This is a genomic window from Leucobacter sp. NPDC058333 (assembly GCF_042726155.1).
In the GTDB taxonomy this organism is placed as follows: domain Bacteria; phylum Actinomycetota; class Actinomycetes; order Actinomycetales; family Microbacteriaceae; genus Leucobacter.
In genome coordinates this window covers 1,216,707-1,233,006 of record NZ_JBHXHV010000001.1, presented here as the reverse complement: position 1 = coordinate 1,233,006, position 16,300 = coordinate 1,216,707, and the positions used below count along the sequence as shown (strand labels likewise).

The following is a 16,300-nucleotide window of genomic DNA, read 5'->3' as shown; positions in this document are numbered from 1 at the left end:
CACACACTAAGGGGAATAATCGCATGACCGATAAGAAGTCGCTGTTCAAGCTTGCAGGCGTTCTGGGTGCAGCTGCACTGACGCTGAGCCTCGCCGCCTGCTCGGGCGGACAGAGCGTTGCCGAAGCCTGTGATATCGCGAAGAAGGCCGATACCGAGATCACGAAGTCGACGAGCGAGATCACCGACTCGTACTCGAAGCTCATGGAGGGCGACGACGTCGACTTCGCTGCCGCTCTCGATCCCGCTTCGAAGGCACTTGCAAAGGCGCAGGATCAGATCACCAACGAAGACGTGAAGAAGCCTTACGACAAGCTCGTCTCCAGCTTCGACGATATGAAGAGCACCCTCGCGAGCGTCGATCTCTCGGCCTTCGCCGATATTTCGGAGATGCAGAACTTCGATGCGACCGCTCCCGGCGCCGAAGAGAAGCTTGCCGAGATGCAGAAGAAGAGCGAAGAGCTGCAGGCCCAGGCAAGTGATCTGCAGACCAAGATGCAGGCGAACCAGACCGACCTGACCGACGCTGTGAGCGACATGAACAAGGTCTGCTCGGCCGGCTAAGTTCTGACTCACTATTCACTGCGCCAATAACGCGCAGTTCGAATGACTGAAGGCCTCGCACCCGCTCGGGTTCGAGGCCTTCAGTGTTCAACGGTTACTTCTGCGGCGGGTGCCGGCCTCTACGCCTGCGGCGACGCGTCGTCTTCGAGCAGCGTGGCGAGTACACGAGCAGTCCATGCGACGATGTCACCCTCGTCGCCCACGTGCTTCTGGCCGACCCCGGCGAGCGGACTGCGCGAAGAAGCGGTGCCGCCCGGGAGCGGAATCTGCACGCTTCCTGAAGCCTCGATATAGCGCGACCCGGGGTACATCCTGTTCATGCGCATGCGGCGCGAATCGGGCAGTTGCACCGGCTCGATTCTCAGCGTCGGCCCGGCAGCAACGACCTTCGCGAGTCCGAGCCGCGACGCTCGGCGACGCAGCGCCGACACCGCCGCCAGTCGTTCGACCTCAGCGGGAGGCGCCCCGTAGCGATCGGTGAGTTCGTCGAGTACGAGCGATACGTGCTCGGCTGGAGCCTGAGGGTGCGAAGCCGCAGAGAACTTTTGGTACGCCTCGAGCCGCAACCGCTCGCTTTCCACATACTCCTCGGGGATGTGCGCATCAACCGGTAGTTCGAGCACGAGCTCGGTCGTACCGGCGACCTCTTCGCCCTTGAACGTGCTCACGGCCTCACCGATCATGCGGAGGTACAGGTCGAAGCCAACGCCAGCGATGTGACCGGACTGCTCGCCGCCGAGCAGGTTGCCCGCACCGCGCAGCTCGAGGTCTTTCAGCGCGACCTGCATGCCCGAGCCGAGTTCATTGTTCGTCGCGAGCGTGTCGAGTCGCTCGTGCGCGTGCTCGGTCAGCGGCTTGTCAGGGTCGTACAAGAAGTACGCGTATGCCCGCTCGCGGCTGCGACCCACGCGGCCGCGCAGCTGATGCAACTGACTCAGCCCGTATTTATCGGCGGAATCGATGATTATGGTGTTGGCGTTCGCAATGTCGAGCCCGGTCTCGATGATCGTCGTCGAGACGAGCACGTCGTATTTGCGCTCCCAGAAATCTTGCACGACCTGTTCGAGCTGGTGCTCACTGAGCTTGCCGTGCGCAACAGCAACGCGCGCCTCCGGCACGAGCTCGGCAATCTGGTTCGCGATCCTGGAGATCGACTGAACCCGATTGTGCACGAAGAACACCTGCCCCTCGCGCAGCAGCTCACGGCGAATGGCCGCGGTAATCTGCTTGTCGCTGCGGGGGCCGACGAAGGTGAGGATCGGGTGGCGATCCTCCGGCGCCGTCGCGAGCGTTGACATCTCACGGATGCCAGTGACCGCCATCTCGAGTGTGCGAGGAATCGGGGTCGCGCTCATCGCGAGGATGTCGACGTTGGTTTTCAGTTTCTTCAGCGAGTCCTTGTGCTCGACGCCGAAGCGCTGCTCCTCATCGATGATGACGAGGCCCAGATCTTTGTAGTGCACGCTGTCGGCGAGCAGCCGGTGCGTGCCGATCACCACATCGACGGTGCCAGCCGCGAGCCCCTCAATGGTGTCTTTCGATTCTTTCTCGGACTGGAAGCGGCTGAGAGGGCGCAATCGCACCGGGAAACCGGCGAATCGATCTTGGAACGTCTCGATGTGCTGATTCACCAGCAGCGTCGTCGGCACGAGCATCGCAACCTGCTTGCCGTCTTGCACCGCCTTGAACGCCGCGCGCACGGCCACTTCGGTCTTACCGAAGCCGACGTCGCCAGCGATCAGGCGATCCATGGGGATGGTCCGCTCCATGTCGCGCTTGACCTCGTCGATGGTCGTGAGCTGGTCGAGCGTCTCGGCGTAGGGGAACGCCTCTTCGAGCTCGTGCTGCCAGGGAGTATCGCCCGAGAACGCGAACCCCTTCGAGGCGACGCGAGCCGAGTAGAGCTTCACGAGTTCGACCGCGATGTCGCGCACGGCCTTGCGCGCCTTTTTCTTGGCGGTGGCCCAATCGCTGCCACCCATCTTGGAGAGCGTGGGCGCTTCACCGCCGACGTAGCGCGACAGCTGATCGAGCTGGTCCGTGGGAACGTAGAGCTTGTCGCGGGGCATGCCCCGCTTGGTCGACGAGTATTCGAGTACGAGGTACTCGCGGAGCGCTTTCGTCGCATCGCGCCCCACACCGGTCGGCACCATACGCTGCGTCAACTCGACGAACTGCCCGATGCCGTGCGTCTCGTGCACGACGTAGTCACCCGCGACGAGCTTGAGCGGGTCGACGACATTCTTACCGCGTCGCTTCGCGAGCTTCTGGCCGGGCGCGTTCTGCGACCCTGCCGAGCGGCCAAAGAATTCCGCCTCCGTGGCGAGCAACAGTCGCGCTTCGGCGCTCTCAAACCCCGACCACGCCGTGCCGGCGACGAGGTACACGACGCCGTCATCGAGCGCCTCGGGCAATTCGTCGACGATGCGCGCCGCCGCGCCCGCCTCGGCGAGCAGATCGCGTGCGCGCTCGACGAGCCCGGCACCCTGTGCAGTGACGACGGCGTGCCAGCCGTCACGCTGGCGTTCGCCAATCAGTCTGATTGCCGCACCGGTCGCGTCACCCGCCTGCGCGGGTTTCGGGAAGACCCCGCCGTGCACCGCAACGACCGCCGGATCAAGAGTCTCGTCATCGCGCACGAAGTTCGACACCGACCACCACGGGCGCCCGGCGGAAGCCGATCGCAGTTCGCGCAGTGAGAGCATGCCGCTGTCTTCGACGGGAACGGGCGCATCTGCCCCGGCCGTCGCCGCCTGCCACGCCGCCTCGAGAAACTCCCGGTTGGTGTCAGCGAGGCTGACAGACCGACTGGCAACGCGCTCCGGGGACACGACGAGCACGGCGCCACCCTTGGGAAGCAGGGCGGTGAGCGGTGCGAGCCCGGGTACGAGCTGCGGCAGCAGGCTCTCCATCCCCTCGACGGCAATGCCCTGGCTCATCTTCTCAAGCAGCGAGCTCAGTGCTGGGAACCGCGGCAGCAGCTCGGCGGCGCGCAGCCGCACGTCGTCAGTGAGCAATAGTTCACGTGCAGGCCACAGCTCAATGACATCGAGCGGATCGCCCGCGCTGCGCTGATCGGAGACCGCAAATCGCTTGATCTGGTCGACGTCGTCCCCGAAGAAGTCGACGCGCACCGCCTGTTCGGCGGTCGGGGGGAAGACATCGAGAATGCCGCCGCGCACCGCGAATTCGCCGCGCCGAGTCACCATGTCGACGCGGGTGTAGGCGTATTCGACCAGACCGCGCGCGACCTGTTCGAGGCCGTCGGAGTCGCGCCCCGCACGGAGCACAATGGGTTCGGCCGACGCGGCGTGCGGCGACACCGGCTGTAGCGCCGCACGCACCGACGCCACCATCACGAGCGGGGACTCTCCGTCGTATTCGCGCAACAGTCGCAGCGCCTCAGCACGGCGGCCGACGGTCTCGGCGCTCGGGCTGAGCCGCTCGTGAGGCAGCGTCTCCCAAGCCGGAAACTCGGTAGTGACAGCCTCGGGAATGAGCGACGCGAGCGCCGAGCGAATCGCGTCAGCCTCGCGACTCGTCGCGGCGATCACGAGCAGCGCGCCGCGATCACTCGCAGCGCGACGCCGACGCAGCAAACCCGCGATCAGGGCTGCGCGCAATCCCTCGGCGACCGAGAACTCTGCGTCGTGCTCGTTAGCGTCAAGCGCCGCCGCAAACGAAGGCGACGCCTCGAGTAACCGGTCGAGCCCGCGCAGCGTCACTTGGCGCTCCGACCGTGGAAACGCTGCTGCGCAGCGAGCAGCCCCTCGTCGACGAGCGACTCGGTTGCGTCGGCCGCGTCTTCGAGCAGCACGGGAAGCGCGCTTCGCTCGGAGGTCGCGAACGGCTTCAGCACGAAGTCTGCCGGATCCTGCGGGCCGGGTGGTCGCCCGATGCCGATGCGCACGCGGAAGAACTCGGGGGTATCGAGCGCCTTCGCGATGTCGCGCAGGCCATTGTGCCCACCGTGACCACCGCCCTGCTTCAGCTTGACCGTGTCAAACGGCAGGTCGAGGTCGTCGTGCAGTGCGATAACTCGCTCCGCTGGCACCGAAAAGTACTTCGCGAGCGCAGAGGTCGGGCCGCCTGACGTATTCATGTACCCGTTCGACTTCGCAAGAATCAGCTTCGGGCCGCCGGGTCGCACCCGCCCCTCGGCCACTCGGGAGCCAGTGCGGTGCGCCGAGAACCGGCCGCCGACGCGTTCGGCAAGCAGGTCGAGCGCCATCTGACCGACGTTGTGCCGGGTCGCCTCGTACTTCGCGCCCGGGTTTCCCAGGCCGACGATCAGCCAAGTGTCATCGGACACAGGTTCCTCTTTCTTCCGCTTCCACCACAACATGCGCTCCCCGCAGAACTCGCCGTTTCGCGGACCTTTCGACCCACACACCCATCATCGCAGTCGCCACCGACATCGCCCAGATAGCTCATCGGTGATCACTGCAGACGCCCAGAGAGACGAACGGCCCGTCGACCGGCGACGCATCGCCGAGCCGACGGGCCCGTGTTCGTAAGGAGGTTACTCGGCTGCGGTTTCCGCAGCGGCCTCGTCTTCTTCGGCGTTGCCGCGGGGCACGACGATGTTGACAACAAGCTGCTCGGGATCGCCGAGCAGGGTTGCGCCCTTGGGCAGCTCGATAGCGCCCGCGAGGATCTGTGCGCCCTCTTCGAGGCCCTCAACGCTGACCTCGACGCTGTCGGGGATCGACGCAGCGGGTGCGCTCAGGTGCAGCGTGTTGAGCTCCTGCAGTGCGTTGGTGCCGGAGAACGACTCGCCGGTGACGTGCACGCGCACCTCAACCTCGACGGTCTCGCCCTTCTTGATGACGATGAGGTCGATGTGCTCGATGATCTGGCGTACCGGATCCTTCTGCACGTCCTTGACGAGCACGAGCTGCTTCTTGCCGGCAATGTCGAGCTCGATGAGCGCGTTCGCCTGGCGGATGATCAGGCTGAGGGGGTGGGTATCGACCGCGACGTGGATCGGATCGGTGCCGTGACCGTAGACGACGGCCGGGGTCTGGCCCGCAGCGCGGAGCTTGCGCGCCGCACCCTTGCCGAAGTTCTCGCGTGCGTGGCCGACAAGCTGGCTGGTCTCGCTCATAGTAATTTCTCCTTGCGGGCTCTCGCCCAATGAGGGCGGTCTTGCCGCCGGGATTGGTGTCTCGCACTTGCGTGATTCACGCAGCAAGATGGCCCGCTGAGGCAGTCCGTCCCGCGTCGATTACGGGCTCGTAGGCCCCTCGCCGAAGTACAGCCTCAAAGTTTACACCATGCTGCGACCGGCGTTGTGACCGGCGCCTCGACCACTGCTGCGATCCAGGCCGCGGCCGTGGATCCGAGACGAGAGTGTGGCGGCCGCGGCCCGCACCTCTGCAGCGAGCCCGGCGGCAACCTCTGCCTCTACCGTGCCGTCCGGATAGGTCACGGCGATCGCGGCCACGGGCCAGCCTCGATGGTCGAGTACGGGCACGCCGATCGAGGACAGACCGGCGGTCACCGAGCCCTGTTCGAGCGCGTAGCCGCGGGTGGTCGTCGCGTCGAGCACGCTGCGGAGCCGCGAGTAGCGATCGATGCCATCGGGGTCGTCATGACGGTGCACGAACGCCTCCCGATCCGGAAATAGAGCGCGCACCTGAGCCTTCGGAAGCGCCGCAAGAATGGCCCGCCCGCTCGCAGTGAGCTGCATCGGAAGTCGCACGTCAACATCGGTCACCAGCGTCGGCGAACCGTGCGCACGCTCCTCAACGACGTAGAGCACATCGCGCCCGTGCGGCACCGCGAGGTGCCCGCTCAGCCGCACGCGGTCTACAAGCGCGGCGAGCAGCGGGCGCCCGATTCGTGCGAGCGGTTCTTGTCGCGCGTACGCCGAACTCAGTTCGACTGCCGCAATGCCGAGACCGAATCGACGCTCCTCGGGGAGGTGCATGACGAAACCGTGCTCCTGCAGCGTGTCGAGCAGGTGGTACACCGTCGATCGCGGCAGTTCGAGCTGACTGGCGATCATGCTCGCCGCGAGTGGCCCACGCGACCCAGCGAGCAGACTCAAGATTCGCAGCGTCTGGTCTGCTGCTGGAACCTTCGGAGTGCTCACCGTCGCAGCCTATCCGCCTCGCCCAGGCCCAGGCTCAGTCGAGCGGCGCGCCGAGCACGCCCGCGACGGCCGAACGCACCGCGCCACTCGCCACGAGCTCGTGCGCGGCGGTGATCGTGGGCGACAGGAACGTGTCGGTGTCAGGTGCCGGGATGCGGGTGCGGAAGAGCGCGTGGATCGCCGCGGTCGCGGGTGCCGGATCGCCCAGGCCGTCTGCGGCCCGGAAGTCGAGCGCACGCGTCGACGTGAGCAGCTCGATGCTGAGCACGCGGGCGAGGCCATCGATCGAGCGGCGCAGCTTGCGGCCGGCGGCCCAACCCATTGAAACGTGGTCCTCCTGCATCGCCGATGACGGGATCGAGTCGACGGATGCGGGAGCCGCGAGCCGCTTGAGCTCTGAGACGATGCCGGCCGCGGTGTACTGCGCGATCATCAGGCCGGAGTCGAGCCCGGCGTCGGCCGCGAGGAACGGCGGCAGGCCGTGGTTGCGGGAGACATCGAGGAACCGATCCGTGCGGCGCTCCGAAATGCTCGCGACGTCAGCCACGGCGATCGCGAGGAAGTCGAGCACGTAAGCCACAGGGGCGCCATGGAAATTGCCGTTCGACTCGACCCGGCCGTCGGGAAGCACGACCGGATTGTCGATCGCCGAGACGAGTTCGATGCCTGCAACGCGCGCGGCGTGCGCGGCGGTGTCGCGCGCTGCGCCGTGCACCTGCGGCGCGCAACGCAGCGAGTAGGCGTCTTGCACACGGGTGAATTCGCCCTCGCGTGGGCGCTGCACGAGGTGCGAGCCCTCAAGCACGCGCACCATATTCGCCGCGGCGCTCGCCTGGCCCGGGTGCGGCCGGAGCGCGTGCAGATCTGCGGCGAAGACCGCGTCGGTGCCGGTGAGCCCCTCGACCGACGCCGCTGCCGCGATGTCTGCGATCGTCAGCAGATGGGCGAGGTCCGTGAGCGCGAGGCAGAGCATGCCGAGCATGCCATCGGTGCCGTTGATGAGGGCGAGACCCTCCTTCTCAGCGAGCACAAGCGGTTCGATGCCCGCTGCGGCGAGCGCCTCAGCCGCGGCGACGGGACGCCCATCGGGATCGGCCGCGGTGCGCACCTCGCCCTCCCCCATCAGCGTGAGTGCGCAGTGTGCGAGCGGGCTGAGATCGCCCGAGCAGCCGAGCGAGCCATACTCGTGGACGACCGGAGTGATGCCGGCGTTCAAGATCGCGGCGTAGGTGTCTACCACCTCGATGCGCACGCCCGTGCGTCCGCTCGCCAGGGTGTTCAGGCGCAGCAGCATCAGTGCGCGCACCACCTCGCGTTCGACCTCGGCACCGGTGCCCGCCGCGTGAGACCGGATCAGGCTGCGCTGCAGCTGCTGCCGCTTCTCGACCGGAATTTGCACCTTCGCGAGCGCGCCGAAACCCGTCGATACGCCGTAGTGCGGGCGGGTGTCATTTGCCAGGGCCTCGATCACGCTACGGCTTGCGGTGACGCGTTCGCGGGCGGTAGCCGAAATCTCGATGCGCGCATCGGCGCGGGCGACCGAAACGACATCGGCGATGGTGAGCGGGGCGTCGCCGATCGCGACGGGAGCGGCAGTGTGTGCAGTCATGTCACGATCTCACCGTATGCGGTCGACGCGAACCAGGGGAACGGGAACACGACTGTCCGGGATTCCAGACGATGTGGGCCATCTGGAATCCCGGACGCGAGGGTGCGACGCGCTAGTGCGAAGGGGCGCCGCCAACCGCCACACTGGGCACAGCGGCTTCAACGGTGCGAGTCACCGGCGATCGCCGCACGATTGTCACGCATCCAATCTGTAGAAGGAGTCGCCCATGGCCACCACCCTGTCTCACGACCCATCATGGCCGCGCACCGGCGGCTGGGCTGAGCCCGCGGGCACGGGCGACTTCGACCTCGCAGTGATTGGCGTGCCCACGTCTCGGACATCGCTGTCACCTTCGAACGCGCATGAAACGCCCGCCGCAGTGCGTGATGCGCTGCGACGGTACTCCGGCCACGTCGTCGCCCCCGGGCTCCCGGGAGAGCGCGGTACCGAGTCCGAACTCGTGCTCGATGAGGCGCTGCGCATTGTCGACGCGGGCGACTGCGTTGATCCCGACACCGAGGCGGGAGAGCAGGCGGCCGCGACCAGGATCGCCGAGCTCGCGAAGCGTGCGGCGCTCGTCGTCGCGCTCGGCGGCGACAACGCGCTCACCGTGCCAGCAGCACTGGGAGTCGCCGGCGATCAGCTCAGCCAGGCAGGTCTCATTACCTTTGACGCCCATCATGACCTGCGCGACGGGCGCAGCAACGGCTCCCCCGTGCGCCGCCTCGTCGAGGCGGGTCTGGATCCGCGACGCATCGTGCAGATCGGGATCGCCGACTTCGCGAACTCCCGCACGTACCGGGAGCGGGCGAAGCATCTCGGCATTACGATCATTCACCGCGATGAGCTGCACGACCGGCCCATGACCGAGGTCGTTGCCGAAGCGCTCGACATCGCGGGTGAAGGTGGCGGGCCGGTGCACGTCGACCTCGACGTGGACGTCTGCGACCGCTCGGTCGCACCAGGCTGCCCCGCCTCGATTCCAGGGGGTCTGCAGGCGCACGAGCTTCGGCGCGCTACCCGTCTACTCGCGGCAGATCCACGCGTACGCGGCATCGACATCGCTGAGGTCGATGCGACCGCTGACGCAGGCGACGCGCGCACCGTGCGGCTCGCCGCGCTCCTCGTACTCGAGGCCGCCGCCGGCCTCGCCACCCGGCTCAGCCGCTAGCCAGTCACTCGCTCCCAGCAGCGCCCCTTATCAGGCGCCCGCGTCACACGCGTCCGTTCAACGATGAAAGGATTAACCATGCCCATTTCTGATGCCGACACCGCTCGCGCCGGCACCGCACCCGCCGAGGAGACTCCCGAATCGGGCCTGCACCGCGGACTCACTGCGCGGCATATTCGGTTCATGGCACTCGGATCGGCGATCGGCACCGGCCTCTTCATGGGGTCGTCCGGCGCTATTCAGACCGCCGGCCCCGCCGTACTCATCGCGTACATTATCGGTGGCGCGGCCGTTTTCATGGTGATGCGCGCACTCGGCGAGATGGTGGTGCGGCACCCGGTTTCCGGATCCTTCGGTCAGTACGCGTCGCGCTACATCCACCCGTTCGCCGGATTTCTGGTCGGTTGGACCTTCGCGTTTGAGATGTTTCTCGTCGCGGTGTTCGACGCGACAGCGATCGGCGTCTACATGCGGTTCTGGTTCCCCGACGTGTCGCAGTGGGTGTGGGTGCTCGCCGTCGTCTGTTTCATTGCGGCGATCAACCTCATCGGCGTCAAGGTCTTCGGTGAGCTCGAATTCTGGTTCGCCCTGATTAAGATCGTCGCGATCATTGCGTTGATCGTCGCGGGCGTCGCGATCATCCTGTTCGGCTTCAACATCGCTGGTCACGATCAGATGGGCCCGCAAAACCTCGTCGACCACGGCGGATTCATGCCGCACGGCATTTGGGGCCTGATCGCGTCATTCACCATTGTGATGTTTGCGTTCGGGGGCATCGAAATCATCGGCGTGACCGCTGGCGAGGCGCAGAATCCGAAGCAGGTGCTACCGAAGGCGATCAACTCCGTGCCGATTCGCATCCTGCTTTTCTACGTGCTCACACTCGGGGTGATCATGTGCATCCAGCCGTGGGTCGACATCACTGGCGAGACGAGCCCGTTCGTCTCGATCTTCGAGTCGGTTGGCTTCCAAGCGGCCGCCGCCGCGTTCAACGTCATTCTCGTCACGGCGGCGCTCTCGGCGATGAACGCCGACATCTTTGGCGCGGGTCGGATGCTGCACGGCCTCGCTGAGCAGGGCCAAGCGCCTCGCTCGTTCACGCGCACGACCCGCAACGGCGTGCCGATCATGACGGTCATCACGATGCTGGTCGGTTTACTCGTCGGTGTGGTGCTGAACTTCCTCTACCCGGACCAGGTGCTGTTCTTGCTCGGCGCGCTCGCGACGTTCGCGACCGTACTCGTGTGGCTCGTGATTCTGATCGCGCACATCCGCATGAAGGCCGAAATCGCGCGCGATCGTCGGCTGCCGAGCGAGTTCCCGGCTCCGCTCTGGCCGGTCGCGTCGTGGCTCACGGTCGGGTTTATCGTGTTCGTCATCGTACTCGTTGGCATCGTGCCAGACTCGCGCCCCGCGCTCTGGGTCGGACTCATCTGGGTCGCCGTGCTGACCGCGTGCTACTTCGCCTTCGTGCGCGGCGCCGGTCGGCAACCGTACCCGCTCGCGGACCACACGGAGCCAATCGCGGTCATAGACCCGACCAGCCGCTGACCAATCCTCTCCCCCTCTGTCTTCCCCGGGTGGGCGGGCAGGGGCGGGCGGTTAGAAGAGGGTTTCTGGGGCCGGGAGTGACCAGTCGATCGGGGCGGCTCCCTGCGCCGCGAGGGCCTCGTTTGCTCGGCTGAACGGGCGAGATCCGAAAAATCCGCGAGAGGCTGAAAGCGGCGAAGGGTGCGCGCTCGCAATGTGCGGCACATCACCGAGTAGCGGCGCCAGTGCAAGCGCCGGCTTACCCCACAGAATCGCGACGAGCGGCCCTCCTCTCGCCGAAAGGACGTGGATCGCGTGTTCGGTGACCGCCTCCCACCCCTTCCGCTGATGGGAGCCTGCCTCTCCCGCGCGCACGGTTAGCACGCGGTTCAGCAGCAGCACGCCGCGATCCGCCCAGGCAGTGAGGTCCCCGTGTTGCGCGGGCGCGATGCCCAGATCGTCGTGCAGTTCACGGTAGATGTTGCGCAGGCTGCGGGGAATTGGGCGCACGTCGGCGGAGGTCGCGAACGACAATCCGATCGGGTGCCCAGGCGTTGGGTAGGGATCCTGCCCAACGATCAGCACGCGCACGTCGGCGAGCGGGCGCTCAAAGGCTGCGAGTACCCGATCCCGCGCGGGAAGCACCTCTATTCCGGTCGCTCGTTCCTCGGCCACGAACCGCTCAACACTTGCGAGCTCCGTCGCGATCGGTGCGAGCGCGGTTGCCCAGTCAGGGGCAACGCCACCTACCTTGCCTCCCGCGCCCGACCCAGCACCCACAGCTGGCCCGCCCGTCATTCTGCCTTCGGCGTCAGTTCGCCGCGGTGGGTGTGAAACACGCTCGACTGTGCGACGGGGCGCAGCACGATGAGATCCTGGTTCACGTGCGGCGGCTGTTCGAACGCCCCGACGAGCACGCGCGCGACATCTTCGGCTTGCAGCGGGATCACGTCGGCGTACGGCTTCGCCGCGGCGGCGGCGTCGCCACGCAGCCGGTTCAGAGTGAACTCCTCGGTATGCACGAGCCCGGGTGCAAGCTCCATCACGCGAATGGGTTCGCCTGCGAGTTCGAGTCGCAGCACGTTGGTAACCGCGTGCGCCGCGTATTTCGCGGCGTTGTATCCGCCGCCACCCGGGTAGGCGTCGAGGCCCGCGGTCGAAGTCAGATTCAGGATCGAAGCCCACCCCGAACCGCGGGCGCCCTCTCGCAAGACGGGCAACAGTGCAGCTGTGACTGAGCGCAGCCCGATCACGTTGACCTCAAACATGCGTCGCCAGTCGTCGTTCGATGATCGCTCAACCGATTCCGTTCCCAGGGCCCCGCCCGCGTTGTTCACGAGCGCGGTTGCACCGCCCGTCGCGGCGACCTCGGTTGCGAGTCGCTCGACCTGTGCCTCGTCTGTGACGTCGCAGACGATGGGGTGCGCCCCGGTCTCGGCGGCGAGCGCCTGCAAGCGGTCCTCGCGACGCGCGACCGCCACGGTGTCCCAGCCGAGCTCGGCGAAGCGACGCACCGTCGCGGCCCCGATTCCTGAACTGGCTCCCGTTACCACGACGCGTCGCTGCATGCGCTTCTCCCTCTGAGTTCGGTGTACTGAGTTCTGATCCCGAGCCTAGCTGTGGTCGCCCCACAGCGCTCATCGCGTGACTTCACGGCCGCCTGGCTCCGGCGGTCGTGTCGACCCCCTTGCCGCTCGCCGAGCCCCTCTCGATTGAGCGCGCATTCAGAAGGGGTTCGGCGCGCTGGAAGGGGCTCGGCGCGCTGGAAGGGGCTCGGCGCAGCGGGGTGGCACGCTCGCCGCACGTTACGCCGTGCGTCCCGGTCCATTGCCCCTCTGGGTGACCTCTCGTACGCTCGAACCACGCTTCAGCATCACCGCAAGCACCTCACCGCATCACACGCACCCACACCCGCGACCACCGAACCGAGGAGCCACCATGACCGACCAGAACACCTGGGGATTCGAGACCCGCCAGATCCATGCCGGGCAGCAGCCCGACGAGAACGGCGCCCGCGCTGTTCCGATCCACCAGACCACCTCGTTCGTGTTTGACGACACGGCGCAGGCGGGCAATCGTTTCGCGCTCGCCGAGTTCGGGCCCATCTACTCGCGCATCGGCAACCCGACTCAGGGGGTTGTCGAAGATCGCATCGCCGCGCTCGAGGGCGGCACCGCAGCGCTGTTGCTGGCGAGCGGCCAGGCAGCATCGACGTTCGCCGTGCTCAACATTGCCAACTCCGGCGACCACATCGTGTCGTCGGCGTCGATCTACGGCGGCACCTACAACCTGTTCAAGTACTCGCTCGCGAAGCTCGGCATCGAGGTGACCTTCATCGAGGATCAGGACGATGTCGCCGCGTGGCAGCGCGCGGTGCGCCCGAACACAAAGCTGTTCTTCGCAGAGTCGATCGCGAACCCGCGCTCGAACGTACTCGACATTCGCGCCGTCGCCGACGTTGCTCACGAGAACAGCGTGCCGCTCATCATCGACAACACCGTCGCGAGCCCCTACCTCGTGCGTCCGTTCGAACACGGCGCCGACATTGTTCTGCACTCAGCCACGAAGTTCTTGGGCGGTCACGGCACGACGCTCGGCGGCGTGATCGTCGACGGCGGCACGTTCGAGTGGTCGAAGCACGTCGACAAGTTCCCCGGCCTGACCGAACCCGACCCCTCCTACAACGGGGTGAGCTACACGGGTGCCGTCGGCGACGCGATCGCCTACATCATCAAGGCACGCGTGCAGCTGCTGCGCGACCTCGGTGCCTCGATCGCGCCGATCAGTGCCTGGCTGCTATTGCAGGGCATCGAGACGCTGTCGCTGCGCGTCGAGCGCCACGTGCAGAACGCGCAGGAGGTTGCCGAGTGGCTCGACGCCCATGACGACGTCGCGACCGTGTACTACTCGGGCCTGCCGTCGAGCCCCTGGTACGCCGCGGCCAACCGCTACGCGCCGAAGGGCGTTGGCGCGGTGCTCTCGTTCGAGCTCAAGGGCGGGGTGGATGCGGGTCGCGCGGTCGTCGAAAATGTTGAGCTCTTTAGCCACGTCGCGAACATCGGCGATGTCCGCAGTCTCATCATTCACCCGGCATCGACGACGCACTCGCAGCTCACGCCCGAGCAGCAGCTGACCGCTGGCGTCACGCCGGGTCTCGTTCGCCTCTCAGTGGGACTCGAGCACATCGACGACATTAAGGCCGATCTCGAGGCGGGCTTCGCGGCCGCGCGGAAGGTCGTCGCTGAGGCGGCAGCCAACGCCTGACTCCGCTCGTCGCGGGGGCGGAGACGGCGCGTAACATTCGCCCCCGCCCCCGCGCACCACGACAGAATGGGTGCTCATGGACTGGCAGACTCCCGAGGATTCGTTTCCGACCGACTTCATCACCGACGCGCAGCTGCGCGCGCTGATGGGGCGGCCGCCGATCTCGGGCGGCTGGCGAGACGGTGACCCTGTTGGCGAGCGCTCGTTCGTCGCTATCGGCGACCTTGCTACTGAGTCCGGCAGAGTATTGCCCAATGTGCGCATCGCCTACGAGACCTTCGGTGAGCTCAACGCGCAGCGCGACAACGCAATCCTCGTCTTCCACGCGCTCACGGGCGATAGTCACCTCGTCGGCCCCGCTGCGGCGGGCCATCCAACGGACGGCTGGTGGACGGAGATCGTCGGGCCAGGAAGACCCCTCGATACCGATCGCTTCTGCATCATCGCTCCGAACGTGCTCGGCGGCTGCCAGGGCTCGACCGGCCCGGGCTCACTCGACACGGCTGGCCGAGAGTGGGGTGGCCGCTTTCTGTATCTCACGATCCGCGATCAGGTCGCAGCCACCGCGCGCTTCGCAGACGCACTCGGTATCGACCGGTTCGAGGCGGTGATCGGCGGGTCAATGGGCGGTATGCACGCGCTCGAGTGGGGCATTTCCCACCAGGATCGCGCTGCTCGTCTCGCGGTCATCGCCGCCCCGCCGGTGACCACCGCCGACCAGATCGGCCTGAACCTCGTGCAGCTCGAGGCCATCCGCTCCGACCCGTTCTACCGCGGCGGCAATTACTATGACGCCCCCGACGGTGTCGGCCCACACCACGGCCTCGCGACGGCGCGACGACTCGCCCTGCTCAACTATCGCAGCAGCACCGAGCTCGACGAGCGCTTCGGCCGCGCCTGGCAGTCGGCGGTGAGCCCGCTCGGCAACGGCGGGCGGTTCGCCGTCGAGTCGTACCTCGATTTTCACGGCAACAAGTTCACGCGACGCTTTGACGCCAACAGCTACGTCACCCTCGTGCAGGCCATGAACTCGCACGACGTGGGGCGCGGGCGGGGTGGCGTGCGCGCCGCTCTCGCTACCCTCGAGCTCCCCACGCTCGTGCTTGGCATTTCCAGCGATCGCCTGTTCACCCTGGCGGGGCAAGACGAAATCGCCCGCAACACTCCGGGTAGCCTCGATGGCGCATTGGCGACCCGTATTGATTCCCCGTTCGGTCACGACGCCTTTCTCATTGAGTTCGAGCGCGTCGGTACGCAACTGCGCCGCCTGCTCGCGGTCTGACCGGCCATGGCCTCGACCCGCGACGCCAGCCCGCGACACCGACCCTGAACGCCCTTGCAGGGGGTACACGGAAGCCTCCCACCTTTCAGTCGTACGCTCTTCACGTACCACCGGCGTGACAGCCGGGTCTCAGCGTCACCGACAGAGGAGCATTCGCTTGGCTATCGTGCACGCGCGCTCCTCGTGGCGCGCTTGGGGTTTGGTCGCCACTGTGTCGACCGCCATCCCGCTCTGCCTCGCTGGCTGCGCCCCGGCGGTCGATGTCGACGCACACGCCGCCGAGCTGCGCGCCGCGCCAGACTCAAATCTGCTGAGCGTGCCGGTCGACCGCACGTACGATGTGTCGGAGATTCACCTGATCGCCCCGCTCGGGTCTGACGCGCTCAGCAAGGCACTCGGTGACCGCATCTCGTCCACGGGCACCATGGTTGTGCGCGACGGGATGATTACGTCGGCCGAACTACAGGTGAGCATCGCTGACTTTCCGAATGCCTCGTACGTGCAGACGAAGCCGACGATGCTCGTGCGCGACGACGTTGCGGCGACCGTCACCTCCGTTGGCACGCTCTCCGTCGGGGGCGTTGCGCAGCCAAACACGAGCGTTGAACTCAAACCGACGGAACTCGGCGAAGATCAGGCGCAGTTCGACGTCACGTTCACCATTCCAGACAATCTGATGGTGTCGACGGCTGGCCTGCCGTTCGACGAGGTCTCGGCGCACCTCGTGCTCACCGCGCAGTAGCGCGACTCACCTCGCGCGCATCGCATGAGCAGCGCGATAGCG

Annotated in this window: 13 protein-coding genes; 6 read left to right on the top strand and 7 right to left on the bottom strand. The window is 66.6% G+C overall.

Annotation, left to right across the window (positions count from 1 at the left end; genetic code table 11):
- Positions 1-23 precede the first annotated feature (23 nt).
- Positions 24-563: a hypothetical protein gene (locus tag ACFWHR_RS05780; RefSeq protein WP_382447313.1), complete on the top strand. Its 540-nt coding sequence runs from the start codon at positions 24-26 to the stop codon at positions 561-563.
- A gap of 119 nt (positions 564-682) precedes the next feature.
- Here ACFWHR_RS05780 and mfd read toward each other — a convergent pair whose 3' ends face one another.
- The 5 genes from mfd to hutH all read right to left on the bottom strand — a co-directional run bounded on the left by mfd (position 683) and on the right by hutH (position 8,269).
- Positions 683-4,288, bottom strand: a complete 3,606-nt coding sequence (gene mfd / locus ACFWHR_RS05775) for a transcription-repair coupling factor (protein ID WP_382447312.1) — start codon at positions 4,286-4,288, stop codon at positions 683-685.
- Positions 4,285-4,908, bottom strand: a complete 624-nt coding sequence (gene pth / locus ACFWHR_RS05770; protein ID WP_382447311.1) for an aminoacyl-tRNA hydrolase — start codon at positions 4,906-4,908, stop codon at positions 4,285-4,287. The genes mfd and pth overlap by 4 nt, the downstream gene beginning before the upstream one ends.
- Before the next feature lie 177 nt (positions 4,909-5,085).
- Positions 5,086-5,670 carry a 50S ribosomal protein L25/general stress protein Ctc gene (locus tag ACFWHR_RS05765; protein ID WP_382447310.1) on the bottom strand — a complete coding sequence of 195 codons (585 nt, stop codon included), beginning with the start codon at positions 5,668-5,670 and terminating at the stop codon, positions 5,086-5,088.
- A 162-nt stretch (positions 5,671-5,832) separates the two neighbouring features.
- Positions 5,833-6,660, bottom strand: a complete 828-nt coding sequence (locus tag ACFWHR_RS05760) for an IclR family transcriptional regulator (RefSeq protein WP_382447309.1) — start codon at positions 6,658-6,660, stop codon at positions 5,833-5,835.
- A gap of 34 nt (positions 6,661-6,694) precedes the next feature.
- The gene (gene hutH / locus ACFWHR_RS05755) at positions 6,695-8,269 is read right to left on the bottom strand and encodes a histidine ammonia-lyase (protein WP_382447308.1); all 1,575 of its coding nucleotides are present in this window, start codon (positions 8,267-8,269) and stop codon (positions 6,695-6,697) included.
- 226 nt (positions 8,270-8,495) lie between these two features.
- On the opposite strand from hutH, the gene ACFWHR_RS05750 reads away from it, so the two are divergent.
- Both ACFWHR_RS05750 and ACFWHR_RS05745 read left to right on the top strand, forming a co-directional pair.
- Positions 8,496-9,440, top strand: coding sequence for an agmatinase family protein (locus ACFWHR_RS05750; protein WP_382447307.1), 945 nt, complete (start codon positions 8,496-8,498; stop codon positions 9,438-9,440).
- Between the two features lie 78 nt (positions 9,441-9,518).
- Positions 9,519-10,991, top strand: coding sequence for an amino acid permease (locus tag ACFWHR_RS05745; RefSeq protein ID WP_382447306.1), 1,473 nt, complete (start codon positions 9,519-9,521; stop codon positions 10,989-10,991).
- A gap of 51 nt (positions 10,992-11,042) precedes the next feature.
- Here ACFWHR_RS05745 and ACFWHR_RS05740 read toward each other — a convergent pair whose 3' ends face one another.
- Positions 11,043-11,768, bottom strand: coding sequence for a uracil-DNA glycosylase (locus tag ACFWHR_RS05740; protein WP_382447305.1), 726 nt, complete (start codon positions 11,766-11,768; stop codon positions 11,043-11,045).
- Complete coding sequence (locus ACFWHR_RS05735) at positions 11,765-12,538, bottom strand: SDR family oxidoreductase (RefSeq protein WP_382447304.1); 774 nt, start codon at positions 12,536-12,538, stop codon at positions 11,765-11,767. Before ACFWHR_RS05735 ends, ACFWHR_RS05740 begins: the two co-directional genes overlap by 4 nt.
- A 370-nt stretch (positions 12,539-12,908) precedes the next feature.
- Here ACFWHR_RS05735 and ACFWHR_RS05730 point away from each other — a divergent pair, with 370 nt between their 5' ends.
- The 3 genes from ACFWHR_RS05730 to ACFWHR_RS05720 all read left to right on the top strand — a co-directional run bounded on the left by ACFWHR_RS05730 (position 12,909) and on the right by ACFWHR_RS05720 (position 16,258).
- Positions 12,909-14,234, top strand: coding sequence for a bifunctional o-acetylhomoserine/o-acetylserine sulfhydrylase (locus tag ACFWHR_RS05730; protein WP_382447303.1), 1,326 nt, complete (start codon positions 12,909-12,911; stop codon positions 14,232-14,234).
- Positions 14,235-14,310: 76 nt separating this feature from the next.
- Positions 14,311-15,516, top strand: a complete 1,206-nt coding sequence (locus tag ACFWHR_RS05725; RefSeq protein ID WP_382447302.1) for a homoserine O-acetyltransferase — start codon at positions 14,311-14,313, stop codon at positions 15,514-15,516.
- Positions 15,517-15,673: 157 nt separating this feature from the next.
- On the top strand, positions 15,674-16,258 hold the full coding sequence (locus ACFWHR_RS05720) for a hypothetical protein (RefSeq protein ID WP_382447301.1): 585 nt from the start codon (positions 15,674-15,676) through the stop codon (positions 16,256-16,258).
- The last annotated feature ends 42 nt before the right edge of the window (positions 16,259-16,300 follow it).

Bases quoted from the DNA above. Each gene is read 5' to 3' on its own strand.
- ACFWHR_RS05780 (WP_382447313.1), top strand. From the start codon at position 24: ATGACCGATAAGAAGTCGCTGTTCAAGCTTGCAGGCGTTCTGGGTGCA.
- pth (WP_382447311.1), bottom strand. From the start codon at position 4,908: ATGTTGTGGTGGAAGCGGAAGAAAGAGGAACCTGTGTCCGATGACACT.
- ACFWHR_RS05765 (WP_382447310.1), bottom strand. From the start codon at position 5,670: ATGAGCGAGACCAGCCAGCTTGTCGGCCACGCACGCGAGAACTTCGGC.
- hutH (WP_382447308.1), bottom strand. From the start codon at position 8,269: ATGACTGCACACACTGCCGCTCCCGTCGCGATCGGCGACGCCCCGCTC.
- ACFWHR_RS05750 (WP_382447307.1), top strand. From the start codon at position 8,496: ATGGCCACCACCCTGTCTCACGACCCATCATGGCCGCGCACCGGCGGC.
- ACFWHR_RS05745 (WP_382447306.1), top strand. From the start codon at position 9,519: ATGCCCATTTCTGATGCCGACACCGCTCGCGCCGGCACCGCACCCGCC.
- ACFWHR_RS05740 (WP_382447305.1), bottom strand. From the start codon at position 11,768: ATGACGGGCGGGCCAGCTGTGGGTGCTGGGTCGGGCGCGGGAGGCAAG.
- ACFWHR_RS05735 (WP_382447304.1), bottom strand. From the start codon at position 12,538: ATGCAGCGACGCGTCGTGGTAACGGGAGCCAGTTCAGGAATCGGGGCC.
- ACFWHR_RS05730 (WP_382447303.1), top strand. From the start codon at position 12,909: ATGACCGACCAGAACACCTGGGGATTCGAGACCCGCCAGATCCATGCC.
- ACFWHR_RS05725 (WP_382447302.1), top strand. From the start codon at position 14,311: ATGGACTGGCAGACTCCCGAGGATTCGTTTCCGACCGACTTCATCACC.